18 protein-coding genes are annotated in these 25,014 nt (G+C 38.7%); 11 read left to right on the forward strand and 7 right to left on the reverse strand.

The features are described 5' to 3' along the window. Positions 1–28: 28 nt before the first annotated feature. The 5 genes from PGN18_RS12220 to PGN18_RS12240 form a co-directional block, all read right to left on the reverse strand. Entirely contained in the window at positions 29–421 is a 393-nt protein-coding gene (locus PGN18_RS12220; protein ID WP_090498477.1) for a response regulator, read from the reverse strand. A 107-nt stretch (positions 422–528) separates the two neighbouring features. Beyond that, positions 529–1,392, reverse strand: a complete 864-nt coding sequence (locus PGN18_RS12225) for an N-acetylglucosamine kinase (RefSeq protein ID WP_335319777.1) — start codon at positions 1,390–1,392, stop codon at positions 529–531. Between the two features lie 160 nt (positions 1,393–1,552). After that, on the reverse strand, positions 1,553–2,863 hold the full coding sequence (locus PGN18_RS12230; RefSeq protein ID WP_335319778.1) for a TolC family protein: 1,311 nt from the start codon (positions 2,861–2,863) through the stop codon (positions 1,553–1,555). Position 2,864: 1 nt separating this feature from the next. Next, positions 2,865–5,975: an efflux RND transporter permease subunit gene (locus tag PGN18_RS12235; protein WP_335319779.1), complete on the reverse strand. Its 3,111-nt coding sequence runs from the start codon at positions 5,973–5,975 to the stop codon at positions 2,865–2,867. 2 nt (positions 5,976–5,977) lie between these two features. Beyond that, positions 5,978–7,075 carry an efflux RND transporter periplasmic adaptor subunit gene (locus tag PGN18_RS12240; protein WP_335319780.1) on the reverse strand — a complete coding sequence of 366 codons (1,098 nt, stop codon included), beginning with the start codon at positions 7,073–7,075 and terminating at the stop codon, positions 5,978–5,980. 418 nt (positions 7,076–7,493) lie between these two features. Between PGN18_RS12240 and PGN18_RS12245 the strand changes: the two genes are divergently transcribed. Beyond that, positions 7,494–9,272, forward strand: a complete 1,779-nt coding sequence (locus tag PGN18_RS12245; protein ID WP_335319781.1) for a M61 family metallopeptidase — start codon at positions 7,494–7,496, stop codon at positions 9,270–9,272. A 144-nt stretch (positions 9,273–9,416) separates the two neighbouring features. Here PGN18_RS12245 and PGN18_RS12250 read toward each other — a convergent pair whose 3' ends face one another. Further along, entirely contained in the window at positions 9,417–9,881 is a 465-nt protein-coding gene (locus PGN18_RS12250) for a hypothetical protein (RefSeq protein ID WP_335319782.1), read from the reverse strand. Positions 9,882–10,138: 257 nt separating this feature from the next. On the opposite strand from PGN18_RS12250, the gene PGN18_RS12255 reads away from it, so the two are divergent. The 3 genes from PGN18_RS12255 to PGN18_RS12265 all read left to right on the forward strand — a co-directional run bounded on the left by PGN18_RS12255 (position 10,139) and on the right by PGN18_RS12265 (position 15,267). Continuing rightward, complete coding sequence (locus PGN18_RS12255; protein ID WP_335319783.1) at positions 10,139–11,914, forward strand: AMP-dependent synthetase/ligase; 1,776 nt, start codon at positions 10,139–10,141, stop codon at positions 11,912–11,914. Continuing rightward, complete coding sequence (gene ggt / locus PGN18_RS12260; RefSeq protein WP_335319784.1) at positions 11,886–13,607, forward strand: gamma-glutamyltransferase; 1,722 nt, start codon at positions 11,886–11,888, stop codon at positions 13,605–13,607. The genes PGN18_RS12255 and ggt overlap by 29 nt, the downstream gene beginning before the upstream one ends. A 340-nt stretch (positions 13,608–13,947) precedes the next feature. Further along, positions 13,948–15,267 carry an OmpA family protein gene (locus PGN18_RS12265; RefSeq protein ID WP_335319785.1) on the forward strand — a complete coding sequence of 440 codons (1,320 nt, stop codon included), beginning with the start codon at positions 13,948–13,950 and terminating at the stop codon, positions 15,265–15,267. A gap of 359 nt (positions 15,268–15,626) precedes the next feature. On the opposite strand, the gene PGN18_RS12270 is transcribed toward PGN18_RS12265, so the two are convergent. Beyond that, entirely contained in the window at positions 15,627–16,604 is a 978-nt protein-coding gene (locus PGN18_RS12270; RefSeq protein ID WP_335319786.1) for a hypothetical protein, read from the reverse strand. A gap of 110 nt (positions 16,605–16,714) precedes the next feature. On the opposite strand from PGN18_RS12270, the gene PGN18_RS12275 reads away from it, so the two are divergent. The 7 genes from PGN18_RS12275 to PGN18_RS12305 all read left to right on the forward strand — a co-directional run bounded on the left by PGN18_RS12275 (position 16,715) and on the right by PGN18_RS12305 (position 25,014). Next, entirely contained in the window at positions 16,715–17,149 is a 435-nt protein-coding gene (locus tag PGN18_RS12275; protein WP_335319787.1) for a MarR family winged helix-turn-helix transcriptional regulator, read from the forward strand. Between the two features lie 77 nt (positions 17,150–17,226). Continuing rightward, positions 17,227–19,632 (forward strand): 3-hydroxyacyl-CoA dehydrogenase/enoyl-CoA hydratase family protein, encoded by a 2,406-nt coding sequence (locus PGN18_RS12280; RefSeq protein ID WP_335319788.1) that lies wholly within the window; start codon positions 17,227–17,229, stop codon positions 19,630–19,632. 136 nt (positions 19,633–19,768) lie between these two features. Beyond that, positions 19,769–20,944, forward strand: coding sequence for an acetyl-CoA C-acyltransferase (locus tag PGN18_RS12285; RefSeq protein WP_335319789.1), 1,176 nt, complete (start codon positions 19,769–19,771; stop codon positions 20,942–20,944). Positions 20,945–21,052: 108 nt separating this feature from the next. Next, a complete protein-coding gene (locus tag PGN18_RS12290; protein WP_335319790.1) occupies positions 21,053–21,406 on the forward strand; it encodes a four helix bundle protein in 354 nt (117 codons plus the stop codon). Positions 21,407–21,570: 164 nt separating this feature from the next. Then, positions 21,571–23,364, forward strand: coding sequence for an acyl-CoA dehydrogenase family protein (locus tag PGN18_RS12295; RefSeq protein WP_335319791.1), 1,794 nt, complete (start codon positions 21,571–21,573; stop codon positions 23,362–23,364). Between the two features lie 340 nt (positions 23,365–23,704). Continuing rightward, complete coding sequence (locus tag PGN18_RS12300; RefSeq protein ID WP_335319792.1) at positions 23,705–24,151, forward strand: FKBP-type peptidyl-prolyl cis-trans isomerase; 447 nt, start codon at positions 23,705–23,707, stop codon at positions 24,149–24,151. A gap of 374 nt (positions 24,152–24,525) precedes the next feature. Then, entirely contained in the window at positions 24,526–25,014 is a 489-nt protein-coding gene (locus PGN18_RS12305; protein WP_335319793.1) for an FKBP-type peptidyl-prolyl cis-trans isomerase, read from the forward strand.

The raw sequence follows: 25,014 nt of genomic DNA on the forward strand, positions 1-25,014 counted from the left end.
GGCTGAGTATTTTAATATCGGATTAAATTTAATTTAAAAGAAAGCTTGGTTTATCCTCTTCAAGCGACAGAATTTTAGTAATCTTTTTAAGCAATACATCCATTTGGAAAGGTTTTGATAAGAAATCATCCTGACCGTAATTTAAGGTTGTAAAATCTTTTTGATCGTACAAGCCTGAAATAAGGAGAATTGGAATTTTAGAAGTGCTTTCAATAGATTTTAACTGCTCGCACAATACACGACCATCTATATGCCCAAGAGAAATATCAAGTAAGATTAAATCAGGACTAAATTTTTCAATTCTGTTAAAAATTTCCTCACCATCATTTAGTGCCGAAACTTTAAACCCTCCAATTTCCAGGATCAATTGTATGGTTTCTAAAACCTCAATATCATCATCAACTACCAATATTCTCTTCATATGTGTGTGCAATTATATGCTGTTAAAAGTATAACAAAAGTTTGCGCGGATATGTTTACAATCTTAACGATATTTTAACAAATTATGAAGTAAAAGTATATTTTGACTTAGCTTGCCTGCTGTACAATGCCTTCTTTGTGTAAAATGAAATTAAACAATTCATCTATAGGTTTTTGTAAAATTTTACCGGGCTCGATACCATTTTCTCTTAATACCGAAATGAGTGCATCCTGATAGTAATAGGCAATAGAGCCTACAAAATGGCAAGGTACGTTTTTGTATTTGGGATAGTCCTTAACATTCGTATCCACGAATTCCTGAAAGCCTTTTCTCAATATTTCCTGAATAAAAGGGTGGTCTTTATGGCTGGCCATGAAGCGGCTAAAACCTGCCAGGTAGATGTTGGGGAAAGGTTTCTGATAAATGTTGGTAATAATCTGTTCTTTTTCCGCTGGGAAGGACTTTTTAAATTCTGATGCTAACGATGATGGCATTTTACCATACAGATAGCTCAGTAGCACCTTTTTCCCAAAGAAGGTACCAGAACCTTCATCGCCTAAAACATAACCCAGACCATGATGGCCATCATGGATTTTTTTGCCATCAAAGTAACAGATGTTAGAACCTGTACCTAAAATGCAGTTTAAACCTTCAGCATTTCCACAGGTAGCATAAACTGAACCCAAAAGATCATGATCTACAGAGATAAAAGCATGGCCAAAAACCGCCGATAAACCATTTGAAACCACCTCATGTTTGTCTGGAGAAGAACAGCCCGCGCCAAAAAAATAAATTTCTTTTACCTCGTCAGCATATTGTAATAAAGACTCATTTTTAGAAATCAGCTTGGTAATTTCTTGTTCATTTAAGAAATAAGGGTTTATTCCAGGAGTATTAAATTTAATGGTTTCGCCATTGTGATAACCCATCCAATCCGTTTTTGATGAGCCACTATCTGCAACAAGTATCATGGCCCTAAATATAAAAATTAATTATAGCATTTTGCACTTGAAATAATTTCGTTACTTGTTTGAACGCTTATTGGCACCATTTTAAAATGAATGTTTGTTATTAAAGCTTTTAACTTAATATGTCTATTGTACAATTACTTTTCGCCAGGTATCAATTCGTTTAGTTAACTAAATCAATACTTCCACTAATGGTTTTTAAGTTGTTTTCGGCTATTTTGGCTTGATATTGCATTTCGATGAAACGGTTTTGTGCATCAATGGCATTACGCTGTGCTTCTCTCAATTCTAATGGAGCTATGCTGCCCAAACGATATTTTGCCAGGGTGATATCTAAGTTTTCTTTTGCAATATCTACGTTCCGCTGCTCTAATTTGATCAGATCCAGATAGGTGCTGTAGTTTTCGTAAGCAGTAAGTAACTGTGCATTCACATCCAACTTGGTTTTGTTCAGGTTAAGAATCGAATTATCAATTTCTATTTTGGCATTGCGTTCTTGCTGGCGCTGTAAAAAGCCATTAAACAAATTTATACTCGCTGTAACACCATAAGTAAATCCATTGGCTGCAAATTTCTGGTTAAAGCCTGTTGGGCTCGTGCTGTTCGCTCTGCTGTAACCGGAGTTTAGGCTAATTGCCGGATAACGCGCGCCACGTATAGATTTTAAATTTAAGGAAGCGATGCGTTGATTGATGAACGCATTCTGTACATCGGGGTTCTGCTTTTCGGCCATCTCGGCCATCTTGCTAAATAGGATGCCTTTATCCACATCAATGCTATCTGTAACGGAAAAAGAGGTTCCAATATCCCTAACCATTAATTGGTTTAAACGAACCTTGGCGATCTGTAAAGCATTTTTGGTTTGCAGGTAATTTGATGTATCCGTATTATAATCAACCTGTGCGGTCAATACATCCAATTTGGAACCACGTCCAAGCTGTAATTTTGTTTTGGCAATATTGGTGCGCAATACCGAAACATCCATCGCACTATCCGCCGCCTTAACCAATTGTTGTTGCCTCACAATATCGTAATAGGCGGCAATTACATCTGCCACCGTAGTTAAAATGGTTAAGCGCGAATTTAATTCACCTTGTTTTTGCAATTCTTTTAAACGATCGTAATTAGCAAACATGCGAAAGCCATCAAAAACAGTCCAGTTTAATTCAGCACCATAACTGTTATTGGTACTCTTCGCCCCGGTTATTACCCGATCTGGGCCTGTTACCGGGCTTTGCCGGGTATTTTGGATACTTCCACCATTGGTGTAATTTCCGGTTAAATTCGGTAACATGCCGGCATTGCCAATATTGGCATTGTTCTTTGCGATATCAATCTGGTTTTTGCTGATTTTGATGTCGTAATTGTGCTGTAAAGCAATAGTGATGGCTTCTTTCAGGCTTAATTTTTCTTGGGCAAAACCCGAAAGCGATAAGCTTATCAGCAGGATAAATATTTTTAATTTCTTGCTCATCTTATTCTTCTGTGTTTAAAGCTTCCTGTTCAAAACGATGTGCATCCTTTAATTCTTGATTTGGTTGGTAAGGTTTGGCCCAATAAGAGTAAATAGCCGGTATTACAAATAAGGTTAATACCAAAGAGAACAAGGTTCCGCCTACAATCACCGTTCCCATACTCATTCTGCTTTTTGCAGCAGCGCCCAATGCGAGCGCGATAGGTAAGGCGCCAATGGCAATGGCCAAACTGGTCATTAAAATTGGGCGTAAACGCGAAACTGCGGCTTCTCTGATGGCTTCTGGAATAGGAATGCCTTTTTCTTTAAGCTGGTTGGCAAACTCTACAATTAAGATTCCGTTTTTAGTTACTAATCCAATCAACATGATGGTGCCGATCTGGCTAAAGATATTCCAGCTTTGGCCACATAACCAAAGTGATAAAAATGCCCCTGCAACTGCCATTGGTACGGTTAAAATAATAATAACGGGATCTTTAAAACTCTCAAATTGTGCTGAAAGAATTAAATAAACCAAAAGGAGGGCCAAGCCAAACGCGAAAAAGGTATTAGAAGAACTTTCCTTGAAATCGCGCGATTCGCCACTTAAATCCGTAGAGAAAGTTTCGTCCAATACTTTTTTTGAAATCGCATCCATGGCATCTATACCTTCGCCAATACTTTTGCCCGGTGCTAGACCAGCCGAAACTGTAGCCGCGATAAAGCGGTTGTTACGGTATAATTGTGGTGGACTACTTTCTTCTTTAGCGGCCACCAGATTATCAAGCTGTACCAATTCTCCTTTATCATTACGTACATAAACTGAGCTTAAATCTAAGGGATCTTTTCTATCTCCCCGGTCAAACTGACCAATTACCTGATACTGTTTCCCGTTCATAAAAAAGTACGAGAACCTTTGTCCGCTCAATCCTAAATTCAGGGTTTGGGCAATGGCAGAAATAGAAACACCCAGGTTTTTGGCTTTGTCCCTGTCAATGGTCAGGTTAATTTCAGGTTTATTGAATTTCAGGTTCACATCCGAAACAGTAAATGTTGGGTCTTTAGCTACTGCATCCATAAACAATGGGATTTTCTCTCGTAGCTTTTCAAAATTCTGTGCCTGAATGATGTAACTAATGGGTAGGCCACCGCGTCGACCGACCGAAATGGTAGGCTGCTGGTTCACAATGGTTTTACCTTCGGTATATTTTTTAGTTACCCGGGTAAGCATATCTGCAATCTCCTTTTGCGAACGCTCACGTGTTTCCGGATCGGTTAAACCCAGCCGTACTATACCAGAGTTCACTGCGCCGGAGCCACCAAAACTTGGTGAAGTGATGGTAATGTTCACATTTTTTTCTGATACAGAATCTATCACCAACTGATTCAATTTCATAATAAACTTATCCGTATAAGCAAATGAAGCGCCTTCTGGTGTAGATACGTTGATGTTGATGGCACTTCTGTCATCATATGGGGCAGTTTCTTTCGGTAATATTTTCCAGAAAAGGAAAATAAGCCCCATACAAACCAGGATAATCGGTACCGAAAGCCATCTTTTAGCTAAAAATTTATTCAGGTTCGAACCGTAGGCATCATTCAATTTTACAAAATAGGGTTCTGTCCAGTTGTAAAATCTGGACGGCTTATGTCCGCCTTTTTTCATCAGGTAGGCGTTTAACATCGGTGTTAGGGTAAGTGATACAAAAGCAGATACCAGTACAGCAGCACCGATTACTACACCGAACTCTCTAAACAGGCGCCCAACAAAACCCTGTAAGAAAATTACGGGTAAAAATACCGCTGCAAGGGTAATGGAAATCGAAATTACGGCGAAAAAGATTTCATTGGATCCTTTAATGGCTGCTTCAAAAGGCGACATGCCTTCCTCCACCTTTTTAAAGATATTTTCGGTAACCACAATACCATCATCCACTACCAAACCGGTAGCCAGTACAATGGCCAATAAACTCAACACGTTTATGGAAAAGCCAAAGGCATACATGATAAAGAAGGTGAAAACCAATGATACAGGAATATCGATCAATGGCCTAAAGGCGATGGCCCAATCCCTAAAAAAGAGGTAGATGATTAGAATTACCAATACCAGCGATAGGCCAATAGTCTCGGCCACTTCGGTCACCGAACGTTTAATGAAAAGGGTATTATCTAACGCCACTTTCAGTTTAATGTCTTGGGGAATATCGGCTTTTAACTTATCAAAACGTTTGTAAAATTCTTTACTGATATCAAGGTAATTGGCGCCAGGCTGGGGGATAATGGCAATAGCCACCATCGGTTTGCCTGATTCGCGTAAAATGGTTTCTTCGTTTTCCGGCCCTAAAACTGCAAAACCTACATCTTTGAGCTTAACTACCTGGTTGCTATCCGCTTTTAAAATCAAGTTGTTGAACTCACTTTCGTTGGTAAGTTTGCCTAAGGTTTTAACTGTTAGTTCGGTGGTGGCCCCGGTAATTTTTCCTGATGGAAGTTCTACGTTTTCATTATCCAGTGCAGTTACAATATCTTGCGAGGTTAAGCCGTAAGCACTTAGCTTGTTCGGATCCATCCAGATGCGCATGGCATATTTTCTTTGTCCCTGGATTTGAACACTACTTACCCCCGGAATGGTTTGGATCCGGTCGGCAATTACGTTTTCGGCAAAATCACTTAATTCAAGTGTATTGCGTTTATCACTCTGTATCGTCATCGATAAAATTGGATCAGAGTTCGCATCTGCTTTACTTACTACTGGTAAACCGTCAATATCTTTCGGTAAAGTTCTGGCCGCTTGCGATACTTTATCACGGACATCATTTGCGGCCTCTTCTATATTTTTATCAAGGTTAAACTCTATGGTAATATTACTTGCACCCTGGTTACTGGATGAGGAGATATTTCTGATCCCATCAATAGAATTGATCGATTTTTCTAAAGGTTCGGTAATTTGTGATTCAATAATATCAGCATTGGCTCCAGGGTAAGAGGTTCTTACCGAAACTACAGTCGGATCGATTGAAGGGTACTCGCGCACGCCCAAGAAAGTATAACCTATAATCCCAAAAAGAACAATTAATAGGTTCATCACAATGGCCAGAACGGGCCTCTTTATACTCGTAGTGGAGATACTCATAATTATTCTTTAACCAAATGAACTTTAACCGGTGCATCTTTCTTTAAAGCCATTGATCCGGTGGTTAATACCGTGTCTCCAACTTTTAATCCAGATGTGATCACAATGTTTTCATCGGTACGCGTACCTGCTTCCACTTTAACTTCATGTGCCTTGCCATCCTTTTGAATGTAAACAATTTTACCTTTTAAAACCGGGATAACGGCCTCGTTGGGGATCAGGATAGCATTTTGAAGGGTATTTAAAGCCAGTTTAATTTTCGCAAAGGAGCCTGGTAACAAAGCATTATCAGCATTAGGAGCTAAAGCCCTGATTTGCAGGGTTCTGGTAGCGGCATTAATCCCAGGTTCTATCGCATAAACCTTTCCTTTATTTTCTTTTGGAGAGCCATCAGTAGTAAATATGATTTCAGAATTCACTTTAATCTGTCCTGCATATTTCTCTGGAACAGAGAATGTAACTTTAACCGGATTCGTACTCACCAAATTGGCGATTACTGTGGTGGGCGTTAAATAAGTGCCGATAGAGATGTTACGCAAACCTACCCGCCCAGTGAAAGGTGCGCGGATAGTGGTTTTGGCCAATTGCGCCCTAACCAATTGCGCCTGTGCCTGTAATGATTTTAAATCTGCAAGGGAAGTATCATATTCTTCCTGGCTGATTGCCCCTTTTGCCAGTAATTGTTTTGCACGGTTCTCGTTTGTTCCCGAAAGTTTTTGTTTCGTCAGTGCATCCTGTAATTGCGCTTGTATATCTCTGTCATTTACTTTAACCAGTACACTTCCTTTTGATACCATGGCGCCTTCCTTGAAATAAATTCCGGTAACCAATCCAGATACTTCGCTTTTTAATACAACAGATTCATTTGCATCAATAGCGCCGGTTATCTCCAGGTCATTATCGAACGATACCGGCTTTACTACAATTCCATCAACTACCAATGGAGCGGAAGTGCCTCCCTTACCGCCCTCTTTACCTTTTCCAGCCCCGGCAGATGCACCACCCTTTCCTTCAAGTTTTTTATTTGCGTTGATTCTGTAATATACCAGATAAGCCAGGCCTATAGCTAAAACAGCATAGAAAATATACCTTTTCTTCATTTTATGATTTGTATAGTGCGTATTTCAACATTAAAATGAAATTAATGTTTCAGCATTAGAGGGTAAAAATATTCAAATAGTTTAGTCCTAATTTTGTTGTATTAAGGATGTTACCATCTCAGTCCGAGGTCTGTAGTCGGAAGTCCGCAGTTTGGGTGCAAAATAATAGTTCATAGTAAATTGTTATCCCTTCAGAAATCAACCTATTAATGATGGATGCCACTTGCTGCTAAAGCGCTCGGATTTTTTCGCAAATCGCCAAACGCCAGACGCAAGTCGAACAGAAACAACTATTTTACACCACATTTAGCTATTTTATATTGAAACCTCATCAATAAATCTAAATTTGCAGCAAAACACAGTGGATATGTTTAATAAAAAATCAATTTTTAGTTTAGTTTTACTACTAACGTGTATTATGGCAGCGAAAGCGCAGGTAAAAATAGGCTTTGAGGTGTCTTTTAAAGAACCGCAGGCACATTATGCAGAAGTACAGATGAATATATCTGGACTGACAAAAGATTATATAGATGTAAAAATGCCAGTTTGGACACCAGGTTCGTATTTGGTTCGTGAATTTGAAAAAAGTGTAGAAGAATTTAAGGCTACAGCAGCGGGTAAAGCCGTAAAAATTGAAAAAGTAAGGAAAAATACCTGGAGGATTTTCTCGGCCAAGGCGCCTAATATCCAGGTCAACTACCGCGTTTATGCATTTGAAATCTCCGTGCGTACACCTTTTATCGACGAATCTCATGCTTTTTTATCACCAACAGGGATTTTTATGCATCCTGATGGTATGATCAAATCGCCAAGTACGGTAAAAATTATTCCTTTTAATACCTGGAGTAAGGTTTCTACTGGTTTAACTCCTGTTGCCGGCGAGCAGTTTACTTACAAAGCTTCCGATTTCGATATTCTTTATGATAGCCCTATTGAAGTGGGTAATCAGGATACTTTTGAATTTACTGCGGCGGGTGTTCGCCATGAAGTGGCGATGTACGGTGGCGGTAATTATGATAAAGAAAAGCTAAAAGTAGATATGGCCAAAATTGTAGAAAAGGAAACGGCAGTTTATGGCGAAAACCCAAATAAATATTACCTTTTTATTGTTCATAATTTCTTAAAAGGTGGCGGAGGTTTAGAGCACTTAAACTCCACTACTTTGGGTGCTACAAGAAATGCTTACAATACAGCCGAAGGGTATAAAGGCTTTTTAAGTTTAGTAGCACATGAGTATCATCACCTGTGGAATGTGAAACGTTTGCGCCCTATTGCTTTAGGTCCATTTGATTATGATAATGAAAATTACACGACCAATCTTTGGGTTGCAGAAGGTTTTACCTCTTATTACGAGAACAAATATTTGCACCGTGCGGGTTTTACTGATTTGAACGAATTTTTGAAAGATTTGGTAGGTGGTGTAGGTACGGTTTTGAACACTCCGGGTGCCAAATACCAGTCTGCAGCTTCATCTAGTTACGACGCATGGATTATTGGCTATCGCCCAAATGAGAACTCAAAAAATAATTCAATCTCCTATTATAATAAAGGCGAAGTGATTGGTATTTTAATGGATCTCGAAATTATAAATGCTACCAAAGGCGCCAAAAGCCTTGATGATGTAATGAAAGCCATGTACCTGCAATGCAAAACCTTAAAGCGCGGTTATACCGATGCCGAGTTTAAAGCCATGGTAGAGAAAATATCAGGAATCAGTTTTACCAATTTCTGGGCAAAATATGTAAACGGAGTAGATGATGTAGAATATGTAAAATACTTCGGTTATGCCGGTGTAAATGTTGCTACAGAAAATGCAACTCCTGGTAAGCCGGTTACCGGTGCTGCCGGACAGTTGACCAATGAAGGTTTAATGATTACCTCTACTGTGAGAAACTCTGCTGCCTGGGTTAGCGGATTAAATGTAAACGATGTAGTACTTGCTTTAGATGATACCACTTTAAGTGAAGCATTATCAACGGTAAGGTTAAAAAGCCCGATGATTTCATTGGATGCAATCCCGTTGGTAGCCAAAAAGAACATTGGTGATGTTTTGAAACTTAAAGTGAAACGTGATGGATTAGAAAAAGAAATTTCTTTAACCTTGAAAGAAAATCCAAATGTGCGCTTAAATGCAACTGTTAACGAAAACGCAACACCAGCTCAAAAAGCAGTATTGAAAAAATGGACTGGCGTTTAAGTCGCTAGTCTTAACTCATCAGTCTTGAGTTTCCAGTAATTCAGGCAAAAAAAAAACCGTAAGAAATTCTTCTTACGGGTTTTTTTTTGTTAAATGCCTGCTGTATTAACGCCTTTTGCCATGCGCCCGGCGCTAAACGATCTGCTAGAAAATATATCTAAATCCTAAGCCAAATCTTCCAGCATTGAAATCGCTATTGTTATCGCCAATGTAAAGTCTTGGTCTCCAATCTAAAGCTAATGCCAATGGTGCACCAGAGAATTTGTAATCTAAACCAACCATTGGAACAAGATAAAAGTTAGAACCACCATCATACAATTGAACAGAAGGGCCACCACCTAAATACCAGTCTAAACCTTTTGCACCACGGATAGATGAATTGTATTGGATGAAACCTTGAATAATTGTTGAGTTTCCGCCAAATAATACATCTCCCTGAAGAGCTGCTTTAGGGCTGAAATGGTGTCTGATTGAAGGACCAACTAATGTAGCGCCATCTCCGAAGTCAATACCTAAGCCTAATCCGGTTTTGTAGTTTTGGGCTTTAACGTTTGTTGTACTAAGGGCAAATAATGCAATGCATCCTAAAATTGTAAATAACTTTTTCATAATTTAAATGTTTTGTAAATAATAATCAGCCTAACAACTTTAATGCCGTTTATGTTTTTTTGGTAAAAATTTTAACCGAATAAAAACAATGCTTGCATAGTAATTTTGTAATCGCTAAGTTTATTAAAAATATTTTAATGGAAAGTAACTACAGCGTTTTACTTATTACGAAGTATTATTTTCATTAAATAAATACACATAAGGTACCAATCCTTTATGTTTGATTTTTTAATTTAACCAAATAATATACGATTCATATGGCGGCAGAAATTAAACGGGTTTTTGATCTTTTAAAATACAGCCTCGAAAATCCTAAGCAGGAATTCATCAGTGGGAAAGTCAACGGAAAATGGATAAATTATAGTACAGTAGACTTTTGTAACATTGTAGATCACTTAAGCCGTGGATTAATTAAACAAGGTATTGGTAAAGGTGGTAGAGTTGCCGTGATGTCGCACAACCGGCCTGAATGGAATATTGCTGACTTTGCTGCCAACCAGATCGGCGCTTATCAGATTCCATTATATCCAACCTTGGCCGAACACGATATCGAATTCATCTTAAAAGATGCGGAAATCACTATAGTTTTTGTAGCTGACGAGGAATTGTATAAAAAAATTAAACCTTGCGCTGATGTCATAAATCCGGCTATTAAGATCTACAGTTTTAACGAAATTACAGCAACCGAAAATTGGAATACCTTAATTGAACTCGGTAAAGCAAGTACTGATATTGATTTGGAAACCTATCGGTCAAATGTTGCGCCTGAAGATGTGTTAACTTTAATTTATACCTCTGGTACAACAGGAACGCCTAAAGGAGTCATGTTAACGCATAATAACTTAGTATCGAATTTTGTAAACTCGGCTGTGGTTATGCCCGAAGGTGTTAACAAAAGCTTAAGTTTTCTGCCTTTATCGCACATTTTCGAGCGGATGATCATTTATTTATACCTGTTTAATTATACTGGAGTTTATTATGCGGAAAGTATGGAAACTATTGTTGCCGATATTCAACAGGTAAAACCTAATGCATTTTCTACTGTTCCACGGCTTCTTGAAAAAGTGTACGATAAGATCATGGAAAAAGGCAAAGCATTAACGGGGATTAAGAAAGGAATTTTCTTTTGGTCGGTGGCCTTAGCGGAGAAATACACCATCAACGCCGGTGCCTGGTACAACTTCAAACTGGGGATTGCCCGTAAACTGGTTTTCAAAAAATGGCAGGAAGCATTAGGTGGTGAAATTGTAGTGATCGTATCAGGCGGAGCTGCGCTAAATCCGCGATTGTCGAGAATTTTCTGGGCAGCTGGCATGCCTGTCTTTGAGGGATATGGCCTAACCGAAACCTCACCTGTAATTACAGTTAATCATTTCGGTGGAACCATGTTCGGCACCGTTGGTGAAGTAATTAAAGGCGTTGAAGTTAAAATTGCACCTGATGGCGAGGTATTAACCCGGGGGCATCAGGTAATGAAGGGTTACTATAAACGGCCCGACTTAACCCAGGAAGCAGTAGATCAGGAAGGATGGTTTCATACCGGAGATATCGGTGAATTGGTTGACGGCCGCTTTTTAAAAATCACTGATCGTAAAAAAGAGATGTTTAAAACAGCAGGTGGTAAATATGTTGCTCCACAAATGCTGGAGAATAAATATAAAGAATCGATTTTTATTGAACAGATTATGGTTTTGGGCGAAAATAGAAAATTCCCTTCTGCACTGATTGTTCCAAATTTCGAAACCTTAAGAAACTGGGCAGGTAGAAAAGGGCTTACTTTCAACTCAAATGAAGAGATGATTGACAATGAGCAGGTACTTACTAAATATAACGAAGTTATCGAAACGGCAAATGTAGGTTTTGGGAAATGGGAGCAGGTAAAGAGATTTGCGCTGTTACCTAAAGAGTGGAGCATAGATGGTGGCGAGCTTACGCCAAAATTAAGTTTGAAAAGAAAAGTGATCACCGAAAAAAACAATGAAATAATCGAAAAAATCTATCGGGATGCAGAAAACTATAAAGCCCATCAATAATATCAAAAAATCAATAATATGCCTAATTGTTGTGCTACCATTGGTTGGTTGTGTAACCGGGCAGTTGGGTAAAAATAACAGTGGTGAGTATAAAAACGGCATGGTGGTTTCCGCCCACCCAGAAGCATCGCAGGTAGGCATAGATATTTTGAAAAAAGGAGGAAATGCGGTTGACGCAGCTGTTGCAGTTCAGTTTGCCCTGGCAGTGGTTTATCCTAATGCCGGCAATATTGGTGGAGGCGGTTTTATGGTTTACCGCAGTGCAAAAGGCGAAATAAATGCCTTGGATTTCAGAGAAAAAGCGGCAGCTGCGGCCAATAGAGATATGTATCTGGATGTTGCCGGTAATCCAATCGTGGATAAAAGCCTTTATGGTCATTTAGCTGCAGGTGTACCCGGATCAGTAGATGGTATGGTAGAGGCACATAAAAAATATGGTAAGCTTTCCTGGGCACAGGTACTGCAGCCTGCAATTGATCTGGCAGAACTTGGTTTCAAAATGACCAAAAGGCAAGCTGGTGAATTGAACGGTTTGCATAGAAAATTTATGGAGTTTAATCCAAACGGGACGGCTTTCGTGAATTTGGAAAGCACCTGGCAGGAAAATGATGTGTTGGTTCAAAAGGAATTGGCAAGCACCTTAAAACTGATCCAGGAGAAAGGCAGATCAGGTTTTTACGAAGGAGCTGTAGCTGATTCGATTGTAGCCGAAATGCAACGCGGGAATGGGCTGATTACAAAAGCAGATTTAAAAAATTATCATGCCATTTGGCGTAAACCTATAACAGGTAATTATAGAGGTTATAAAGTTATTACCATGCCGCCAACTTCCAGCGGAGGTATTGCCTTGATCCAATTGCTTCAGTCAGTAGAACCTTATCCACTAAAAAAATGGGGGCATAATGCCGATTCAACTGTGCAGGTGATGGTAGAAGCTGAAAGAAGAGTGTATGCTGATCGTGCAACACATTTAGGAGATCCTGATTTTTACACTGTTCCGCAACAGCAATTATTAAATGCGGCCTACAATAAAAAACGGATGGCAAACTTCAGCTGGGCCGCCGCAACTCCAAGCAGTGCTGTTTTGGCTGGTGAAATAAAAGGGACCGAACATGAAGAAACCACACATTTCTCTATTGTAGACCGCGATGGAAATGCTGTTTCCATTACCACTACTTTAAATGGTTCTTACGGATCGTTGGTGGCCGTAAAAGGTGCTGGTTTTTTGCTAAACAATGAAATGGACGACTTTTCGGTTAAACCAGGTGCACCAAATATGTACGGTTTAGTTGGTGGCGAAGCCAATGCCATAGCCCCAAATAAACGAATGTTAAGTTCTATGACACCTAGCATTGTAGAAAAAGATGGAAAATTATTTATGGTGGTAGGTACACCGGGTGGCTCAACCATTATCACTTCTGTATTCCAAACCATCATTAATGTGATTGATTTTGATATGTCTATGCAATCAGCTGTAGCCGCTAAAAAGTTTCATCACCAATGGTTGCCAGATGAAGTGTATGTAGAAAAAGATGCGATTGATAGCTCATCAACGGAAAAGTTAAAGGCAAAAGGCTATCAAATATTACAAAGAGGCCCAATCGGTCGAGTTGATGCGATTTTAAGAACAAAATGGGGGAATTATCAGGGAGGTGCCGACCCAAGGGGTGATGATAAAGCCATTGGCTGGTAGCCATTTCTACACTATGCTTGATTGATCATTGCGTTAAATCGGGTCCGCGTTAAGTATCTCATGATTAAGTTATTATGTTGTTAAACACCAAATGATCAATTGCGTTTTCATAATTGCTTTCTTGAGCGTATTAACGCTTGAACTGGAACGTTTTCACAATAAATTGATAGTTGCAAATAGTTTGATGTTATACCAGTAATGGGCTAAAAGGTTTTTGTTTAGACATCTGTTGTAGAAATAACCACTGTTAATAAGTTGATAAAATTATTTTATCTGCCTGCGTTTTTGGTATGGCAATTGTAAAGATTGTGAGACGCTATTCAACGTTAAACAGAAAATTATGAAACTACAATTATCAAAAACCCTACCAATTGCCCTTGCTGGTCTATTAATCGGGTCAGTTGCTTCAGCTCAGGAAAATCCGGCAGCCTCAACTACATTAAGAACATGGTCTATTGGTGTTAACGCTGGTGTGCTAACGCCACTATCACCACTAGGGGGAAAAAATGATTTCAGTAACAACAAATCAAGTTTAGGTTATGGCCTTTACATTAAAAAACAATTTACACCTTACTTCTCCCTTCGTTTAGATGGAGTTCGAGGTAAATTAAAGGGCGATAATAGCGAGCCCTATGAAAGTGGTTTGGTAAACAACTCTCCGGTAAGATCTTTTGAGACAGACTTATCTTATTCTGGAAGTTTAAATGCGGTGGTAAACATGTTCAATATTGATATGTTTAAAAAAGAAAATGCTTTGCAGCTTTACGCTTCTGCCGGAGCGGGTATTGCAGCTTATAAACCAACCATCACAACAGCAGCGGGAACATCAACATTTGGTAGCGGCGATAACATCCATGAATTGATCATTCCAGTAGGTTTAGGTGCTAAGTTTAAAATTTCTGATGCGGTTAATTTCGATTTAGGTTGGACCATCAACTTTGTTGATGGCGATAACTTGGATGGTTATTATAAGGGCGGAAACGATAAATATAACTATGCTTATGCCGGTTTAGAATTTGCTTTAGGTAGCGGAAAACAATTGGCTTTCCACAATCCGGTAGCCTTAACTTATGATGAAGCGCTAAAAGCAAAACAAACTGCAGAAGGTTTGAGATCTGAATTGAATGCTCAAAAAGCTGATAATGCAAAGCTACGTTCAGAACTAAATGATGTGTTGAAAGATACAGATGGTGACGGTGTTGCAGATAAATTGGATAAATGTCCGGATACACCAGCGGGTACTGTTGTTGATGGTGCCGGTTGTCCATTAAAAACACCAGAAAAGGTTGTAGAAAAAGTAATCATAACAGAAGAAGACCGTAAAGTAGTTAATGAAGCAATTAAAAACTTAGAGTTCGATTTAGGTAAAGCAACCATCCGTTCTAAATCTTACGCCTCACTAAATAGAGTTGCAGCATTATTGATCCAGAAAAATTTTAGCTTAAAATTAGCTGGTCATACAGATAATACAGGTTCAAAAGAACTAAACTTACGTTTATCAAAAGAAAGAGCAGAATCTGTTAAGGCCTATTTGGTTTCGCAAGGTGCAAATGCTTCACGTATTGAAGCTACAGGTTACGGCATGGGTCAACCAATTGCCTCTAATAAAACAGCAGCTGGTCGTCAACAAAACCGTCGTGTAGAGTTTACGCTTTATTAGTCTGTTTTAATTATATTAATAAAAAGTCCTGATGAAAATCGGGACTTTTTTAGTTTTATAGGGGTTTTATATATGGTCGCTAAATGATTTGGTTAATGGTTATAAATGCGAATTATTGTCCTGAATACAGTGAAGGATTTTTCTTAAGCTAACTTAGTGCAAAAGGATTCTGAACGAAATGAAGATCCCTAAACAAAGTCGTCACCTTGAATTTATTTCAGGGTCTTTCTAATAAAAAGGATGCTGAAACACCCGTCCGACCGGCCGGGCGGAAGTTCAGCATGACGATTACGGTGGAAAAAAGGTTAAATGGATCAAAACGTATAAGTGTTAATCGACCTTAGATCATTGAACTAAACTTATTTAAGCGATACAATCACTTTCTTAATCTCGCTTAAATCATTCATTTCAAAATTCGGCGATTGCGGATAAAAGCGTTGATAAATAAGTTTATCATCCTTGCTATCATATACGCTTATTATTTTATCGTTAGACCGTTGCGTATAAACTACATATTTAACGGGAACAGCTTTATTCAGGATTAAACTATCCAGCGTTTGATACGATACGAATTTGAGTTTGTAATTATAAGGCTCAGCAATTATACCTGAAGGAGGTAAAAGTGTTAATCTTGAAGAAAAAACTTCCTTAATATATTCAGGTACATAAAGTATTTCCTTTGTCAGTTCTGGTAAGCGTATCTTATTGTAAAATTGATAATCTATATTACAATTTTGATTTGCAAGCAATCCATCATTAATCTGTTTCAGATAACCCGTTAAAAAGCCGGGCGACCAATTAAAGAAAATAGACTTGTTATATAAATGGGATAAAATATTATTTTTTATGCTTCTTTTGGTACCATATAGTTGATCCTGCATTTTAACTAGCAGATTGGTATTCGGATCAGTAAAAATGGCAATCGTTGCCAATATGCTTTCTTGCTTTATCTTGGGTTTTTTCGATGGGGTTAACAATTTCAGTGCATAAATAATATTTACGTTGGTTGTGCTATCTGTTTTCTCGGTATAAGTGTCAAAATAAAAAACAGAATAATTGGCAAGCGTATCATAACGGGCCAGCTCTTCGGGTTTAATAATTTTATACGGTGTAATGGTCCAGTTTTGTTTGATGGCCTGATCAAATTTTTTCAGTTCGCCATAGTCAGCATACTGGAAAGTAAATAAGGTAGTTGTTTTTTTGAAAACCTCTAGTTTTTGACTGTTTAACAGGGATTCTCCGAAATAGGAAACCTGGCTTTGGCAAATGGCAGCCCATAAAATAAAGAAACTAAACAAGATTATTTGTTTTACTTTAAACATAATACGCGTTTTCATTTTGTGTATGACTATGATAAGGAAAATTTGACAAATATTTTGAATTTTTCTATTGCATTAACAAAATACATTCATTAGCTTTGTTATGCAAGCATAATAAATTTGTGAAAATGAAACAACAACAAACCATAGATTACCATGTAAAGTTTGCCTGGCAAAATATGTTTAATAAGTATAATCAGATGGCGTCCAGTTTCGGAATTACCCAGGCCATTGGTTACATGCTTATTAATATAGATGATGTTGAGGGAACTGCAGTCTCAAATTTAGCAGGCTTGCTTGGCGTTAAAGCAACCAGTTTATCGCGTATGTTGAATAACATGGAAGAGGCTAACCTCATTTTCCGGGAAACATCAGTAGGCGATAAACGTTCAGTAAAAGTTTTTCTGACTGATTTTGGTAAAGCGAAAAAACAGTTGGCTAAGGGGGTGGTTCGGAAATTTAACGAATATCTCGATGAGCATTTCTCAAAAAAAGAAAAAGAGACTTTTATTAACCTGCTTATTAAATTAAATGATATTACAGTAGCCTATACTGTAGATTAATCAATATAGTAATCAAACCTGTTTGATAGTAATTTTCACAAAGCATTACTGTCAGACTAATGAAAAGCAAATAAATAATGAAACGAAGCATTAATAAAGTTGCAGTTTTAGGGTCAGGTATTATGGGGTCGCGTATTGCATGTCACTTCGCCAATATAGGGGTTGAGGTATTGTTACTGGATATCGCCCCGAAAGAACTCAGCCCCGAGGAACAGTCAAAAGGATTAGCGTTGGATAACCCGGCTGTAAAAAACCGGATTGTAAATACAGCTTTGCAAACGGCTGTAAAAACAAATCCATCGCCAATTTACACTAAAAAAGCGTTAAATAAGATCAAGACCGGAAACTTCGACGATGATATGCCGAAAATTGCCGGTTACGACTGGGTGATTGAAGTGGTTGTTGAAAATCTTGATATCAAGAAAAAGGTTTTTGAACAGGTAGAGCAATTCCGTAAACCAGGCACTTTAATTACATCAAATACTTCTGGTATTCCTATCCATTTGATGGCTGAAGGAAGAAGTGAAGATTTTAAATCACATTTCTGTGGAACACACTTTTTCAATCCACCGCGTTATTTAAAATTACTGGAAATTATTCCTACACCACATACGCAGCCAGAAATTGTTGATTTTCTAATGCAGTATGGTGACAAATTTTTAGGAAAAACAACCGTTCTGTGTAAAGATACCCCAGCATTTATTGCCAATAGGGTAGGCGTTTATTCGATTATGGCGCTCCTGCATTTGGTTGAGAAACTGGATTTAACGGTAGAAGAGGTCGATAAGTTTACAGGGCCGGCATTGGGCAGGCCTAAATCGGCCACTTTCCGTACTTCTGACGTGGTAGGTTTGGATACCATGATCAAAGTGGCTAAAGGACTATATGATAACTGCCCTGATGATAAAGCACACGATTTGTTTAAACTTCCCGCATATGTGCAAAAAATGGAAGAAAATAAGTGGCTTGGGGATAAAACCAAACAGGGCTTCTATAAAAAGACCAAAACTGCTGACGGCAAAACTGAAATTCTTGCACTTGATTTAAAAACCCTGGAATATAAGCCTCAGCAAAAGGTAAAGTCAACGACTTTGGAAATGACCAAGCCCGTAGAAAACCTTCGTGAGCGGATGAAGATTTTTGTCAAAGGAAAAGATAAGGCAGGGGAATTGTTCCGCCATTCTTCTTTTGGTTTATTTGAATATGTATCAGACAGGATTCCCGAAATTTCTGATGAACTGTATCGTATTGACGATGCCATGCGGGCAGGTTTTGGCTGGGAACTTGGTCCATTCGAATTATGGGATGCTGTTGGCGTAAAAGAAGGCTTAGAAGGAATGGAGCAATATGGCCATAAAGCTGCAGCCTGGGTGCAGGAAATGCTGGATGCCGGAAATACTTCATTTTATAAAGTTGAGAACGGTGTTAAAAAATATTATGATATCCCTTCTAAAAGTTATAAAGCTTTACCTGGAACAGATGAGTTTATCATTCTGGATAACCTTCGCGAAAATAAAACCGTTTGGAAAAACTCAGGTGTCTCTATTATTGATCTGGGCGATGGCATTCTGAATGTAGAATTCCATACCAAAATGAATACCATTGGCGGTGATGTAATTTCGGGAATCAATAAAGCTATCGATATGGCGGAGAAAGATTATCGTGGTTTGGTAATTGGTAATGACGGTGCAAATTTTTCTGCCGGTGCTAACGTAGGGATGATTTTTATGATGGCGGTAGAGCAGGAGTGGGATGAATTAAACATGGCGATCAAAATGTTTCAAAATACCTCAATGCGGATCCGTTATTCTTCCATTCCGGTTGTGGTAGCCCCACATAATTTAACCTTGGGTGGTGGTTGCGAATTCAGTTTACATGCCGATCATGTTCAGCTTTCTGCCGAAACCTATATGGGGCTGGTTGAATTTGGGGTAGGGGTAATTCCTGGTGGTGGTGGTACTAAAGAGTTTGCTTTGCGTGCTTCTGATGAATTTAAAGACGACCAGATTGTGCAGAATGCGCTGAAAGACCGTTTCTTAACCATTGGTATGGCCAAAGTCTCCACTTCAGGTTACGAAGCTTACGAACTGGGTTATCTGCAAAAAGATAAATTCTCGATCTCAATGAACCGCAACCGTTTATTGGCTGATGCAAAAGCTAAAGCGATTGAACTTGCCAATGCTGGTTATACGAAACCCGTACAACGGAACGATATTAAAGTATTAGGAAAGCAAGGATTGGGAATTGTTTATGCCGGTGCAAATAGTATGTACGCAGGGCATTTCATCTCTGAACATGATAAAAAAATCTCTGAAAAATTAGGCTACGTCATGTGTGGTGGTGATTTATCTGCACCAACAGAAGTAACGGAACAATATTTATTGGATCTGGAAAGAGAGGCGTTTTTATCACTTGCGGGAGAGCGGAAGTCGTTAGAGCGGATTCAGAGCATCATTACAAAAGGTAAACCATTGAGGAATTAAAAGTGAGTTTTTAGATAGGAGTATCAAGTATCAAGATGCTACTGTCGAAAGAAATTACTCATCATAAGTAACAAATTAAATAATCATGAACGAATTAAGTCTTAATACTTGATTCTAGCTACTAGATACTTAAATAATGGAAGCATATATTATAGCCGGATATCGTACAGCAGTGGGTAAAGCGCCCCGTGGCGTATTCCGTTTTACAAGAGCCGATGATTTAGCCGCAGAAGTAATCAGGGCTTTGGTAGCATCAGTTCCGAATTTAGATAAAGAACAGATTGATGATGTAATTGTGGGTAATGCTACGCCAGAAGCAGAGCAAGGCCTAAACATTGGTCGTATGATTTCGCTAATGGGTCTGGACACTGATAAAGTGCCGGGTGTTACCGTAAACCGTTACTGTGCATCGGGTTTAGATACCATTGCTACTGCAGTTGCTAAAATTAAAGCTGGCATGGCCGATTGTATCATCGCAGGCGGGGTAGAGGTCATGAGTGGAATGCCTTTTGGCGGCTGGAAACTGGTGCCAAATGCAGAGGTGGCAAAAAACAATCCCGACTGGTATTGGGGCATGGGCTTAACTGCCGAAGCCGTTGCAAAAGAATATAATGTGAGCCGTGAAGATCAGGATGCCTTTTCTTTAAAATCTCATGAAAAAGCTATTCACGCTATAAAAAACGGTCATTTAAAAGATGGGATCCTGCCGATAACGGTAAATGAAAACTATCTGGATGACAACCTTAAAAAGAAAACCCGTTCTTATGTGGTTGATACCGACGAGGGACCACGTGCAGATACAACGCTGGAAAAGTTGGCTAAACTGAAACCTGTATTCGATGCGGTTGGTAGTGTAACTGCCGGTAACTCATCACAAACATCAGATGGAGCTGCTTTTGTGTTGGTGGTGTCTGAAAAAAAAATGAAAGAATTAAATGCCGAGCCGATTGCCAGGTTGGTCAGTTACGGCATTGCTGGTGTTCCACCACGCATTATGGGAATTGGTCCTATTGAGGCGATTCCAAAAGCATTGAAACAAGCCGGTTTAAAAAAGGAAGACATCGATTTGATTGAACTGAATGAAGCTTTTGCTTCGCAATCGCTGGCGGTAATCAGAACATTAGATTTAAACCCCGATGTGATTAACGTAAACGGAGGCGCAATTGCATTAGGACATCCACTGGGTTGTACTGGGGCAAAACTGTCTGTGCAGATCATGAACGAACTGAAAAGACAGAACAAAAAATACGGAATGGTAACCATGTGCGTAGGAACAGGGCAAGGTGCGGCAGGAATTTTTGAATTATTGTAGGAAATAGTATCAAGATATAAGTATCAAGTATCGAGATTGAATAATAGGTTTTTAAATTATAAAATCATCCCAAGCATATTTGTATTTATAACTTAATACCAAAGCATCATGCATAATTTTAAAGAACTAAAAGTATGGCGAAAATCAATTGACCTGGCAGTTGAAGTTTACAAAGCGACCTCGTTTTTGCCAAGTGACGAAAAATTTGGGTTGATCTCACAAATGAAGAGGTGTTCAGTTTCAATTCCTTCGAATATTGCAGAAGGCTCTGGGAGAGGTAGCGGAGCTCAATTCAAATATTTTTTGACTATAAGCCAGGGCTCAGCATTTGAATTGGAAACACAGCTAATTATTTCGAATCGACTGGAATTGCTAAATGATGAATTATCAGCCAGTCTAATAGAAAAAACGACTGAAATTCAAAAAATGCTGTATTCTCTGGACAGAAGTCTCAAGGTTTAGGTGTTAAGATTGAATAATGAAATTAATAAAATAAAATATTAAAGCGATGTCAGGTTTGAGCTTTGTCATTATACCTGGTAATCGCAATCTAATTGTAAAACTTAGTGATATTCAGTTTCAAGGATTAACTTGATACTTAATACTCGCTATTAGATACTAAAGCAATGGAAACAACTGAAAAAAAGACAATTAAAGGTGGTGAGTTCTTAATTAAAGATACCACTTATCAGGAAGTATTTATCCCTGAGGAATTTGACGAAGAGCAGCAGATGATTGCACAAACCTGTCGCGATTTTCTAGCGGCCGAGGTTTATCCCAATTTAGATAAAATCGATAAGCAGGAAGATCCTGAACTGATGCCAACATTGTTAACCAAAGCTGGTGAACTGGGCATCCTTGGTGTTTCGGTACCTGAAGAATATGGTGGTTTTGGCAAAAATTTTAATACTTCGATGTTGGTTGCAGATGTGGTAGGTGCAGGCCACTCTTTTGCCGTTGCACTTTCTGCTCATACCGGAATTGGTACATTACCCATTTTGTACTATGGTAACGAGGAGCAAAAAGCAAAATATATTCCTAAACTGGGTTCGGGTGAGTGGAAGGCGGCTTATTGTTTAACTGAACCAAATTCCGGTTCGGATGCAAACTCAGGTAAAACAAAGGCTAAATTGAGTGATGATGGTAAACACTACATCATCAATGGCCAGAAAATGTGGATCACCAATGGTGGTTTTGCCGATATTTTTATCGTTTTTGCTAAAATAGACGATGATAAAAACTTAACTGCATTTATTGTAGAGAAAGATTTCGGTGGTATTACCATGAATCCGGAAGAACATAAAATGGGTATCAAAGGTTCTTCAACCCGCCAGGTTTTCTTCAACGATTGCCCGGTGCCTGTTGAGAATATGTTAAGTGAACGTGAAAACGGTTTTAAAATCGCGGTAAATATTCTAAACATTGGCCGTATCAAATTGTCTGCTGCGGCTATAGGAGCATCAAAAGCAACTTTAAATACAGCCATTAATTATTCGAACGAGCGGATTCAGTTTGGCCGCCCGATTTCGAAATATGGTGCCATCCGTTTTAAAATTGCCGAAATCGCATCCAAGCTTTATGCTGTTGATGCCGCAAACTATCGCGCAGGGCAAAATATTGATGATACCTATGATCAATTGGTTGCAGCTGGAATGGAATCTGGCAAAGCAAGGTTAAAGTCTGTTGAACAATTTGCGGTGGAATGTGCCATTTTAAAAGTATGGGGTTCTGAAGCCTTAGATTATACGGTAGATGAAGGTGTGCAGATTTATGGTGGTATGGGTTTTAGTGCCGATGCACCAATGGATAGGGCCTACCGTGATGCCCGTATCAACCGGATTTTTGAAGGTACAAACGAAATTAACCGCTTGTTGACGGTTGATATGATGCTAAAACGCGCCATGAAAGGTGAGCTTGACTTAATGACTCCTGCTACAGCAGTTGCCGCCGAGCTGATGAGCATCCCTGATTTTGGTGAAGAAGATACCACCTTATTTGCTGCAGAGAAAAAAGTGCTTTCTAATTTGAAAAAAGCAACATTAATGGTGGCTGGTGCTGCGGTTCAAAAATTGATGATGACCTTGAGCAAAGAACAGGAAATTTTAATGAACATTGCCGATATGGCCAGTTACGTTTATGTACTTGAATCGGCTTTACTGAGAACAGAAAAACTAGTACATACACGCGGTGAAGAAGCATGTGCAGGCCAACTGGATTTATTGCGGATTTATTTGGTAGAGGCTGTAGATGGCATAGCCAAAGCAGGCAAAGAAGCACTTTGGGCTTTTGCAGAAGGCGATGAACTTCGTATGATGCAGGTAGGCTTACGCCGCTTTACAAAAGTGGAACCGTTTAATGTTAAAGACGCCCGTCAAAGAGTTGCACAGCAGCTAATAGAAGCAAATAAATATATCTTCTAAGGTAGAAGGCTGAAAGGCGTAGGGTTTAAGGCTTGGGTACATAACCTGAACCTTAAACCTTTTTTTATTTGCAGCCTATGGCAAGAGATATGTATCCTGTTAGTTTGCAAATACTCTATCTCACTATTTTAGACATAGTCTAAAAAAAAAACCGTCATTGCGAGGAGGTACGACGAAGCAATCTTTTATGATAAGAATTAGTATTTTTAGAAATCACTTCGCCGTTAATAGAGTTTACAAAGAATCTGCTAATCATATAAAAGATGCTTCGTGCCTCAGCATGACAGAGATTTAAAAAACATAAAGATATCTTTACGGGATTAAAATCATATTTTCGCGTATGATTAAATTTAGATTACTCACCCTATTATTTTTAAGTGTAGCTGTAATTTCATCTTGTAAAAAAGACGAAGATCCCGAAAAACAGATTACAGATTTTATCAAAAAAAATAATATTAATGCCGTTAAAGACGATTCCGGTTTATATTATCAGATCATTAAACCTGGTTCGGGTTCGTTCACTTATCCGGGCAACACCAAAATCACCATTAAATATGAGGGCAGGTTGTTAAATGGAAACGTATTTGATAATGGCGGTGGCAAAGAACAAACCTTTAATCTGGCAGAACTGATTCAAGGCTGGCGTATCGGTATTCCTAAAATCCAGAAAGGTGGTGAAATCAGATTAATTGTTCCACCGGGTTTAGGCTATGGCAGTAGTTCTGTAGGTCCCATCCCCGGGAATTCTGTACTGGATTTTAACATCCAGCTATCAAACGTACAATAAGCGGAATGCGATAAACAGATATCTTCATTGGTATTTCATTATCTTAACATATTAATTTAACTTAATAATTATTTAATTACAAGTTGTTTAATAAATGCCTTTATCGGATAAATTCGTCATGCTGAATTCATTTTACAACCAAGGAGTAGTATTTTTAATGGCCTTGTAGCTACTCCTTGGTCAGCATCTTTAGTAAAGAGACCCTGAAATAAATTCAGGGTGACGGATTCTTTAAATTAAGATCCTAGTTTAAGCTACCAATAGATGATATTAATTTAATGTGACTGGCTCTTTTGCTTGTACCTTCAGTACTAAAATTGTTAAAATAGGTTAAAAATTGTTGCAACCACATTAAAAGCTTATTTTTGCGGATAATGGTAAAGTTTAAATATTTTATAATCATAGTCTTCTTTGCGGGTTGCCTAGCGGCCTGTAAGAAAAATGTGCCAGTTGATGATGCTTACGATCCCACGCCACAATTTAAAGCAGATACGACTGCTATTGCTGCGTTTGTGAAAACCAATAACATCCCGGCCACAAAAGACGCCAGCGGTATTTTTTATCAGATTATTGCTCCAGGATCAGGAAGCGTAAGTTATTTAACAGCTACAGTGATTTCTGCTGACTATGAGGGAAGACTATTAAATGGTACTATTTTCGATAGTACCAAAGGAAACCCATCCACCTTTAAACTCGGAAATGTTATTTTAGGATGGCAGTTTGGGATTCAAAAAATACAAATGGGAGGAAAGATCCGGTTAATTATCCCATCATATTATGCTTATGGAACACGATCGCCATCATCTTCGGTTCCTGCTAATTCAGTACTCGATTTTACGATAACACTTACAGACGTACAATAA

This window comes from Pedobacter terrae (assembly GCF_036946585.1).
Classification (GTDB): Bacteria; Bacteroidota; Bacteroidia; order Sphingobacteriales; family Sphingobacteriaceae; genus Pedobacter; species Pedobacter terrae_C.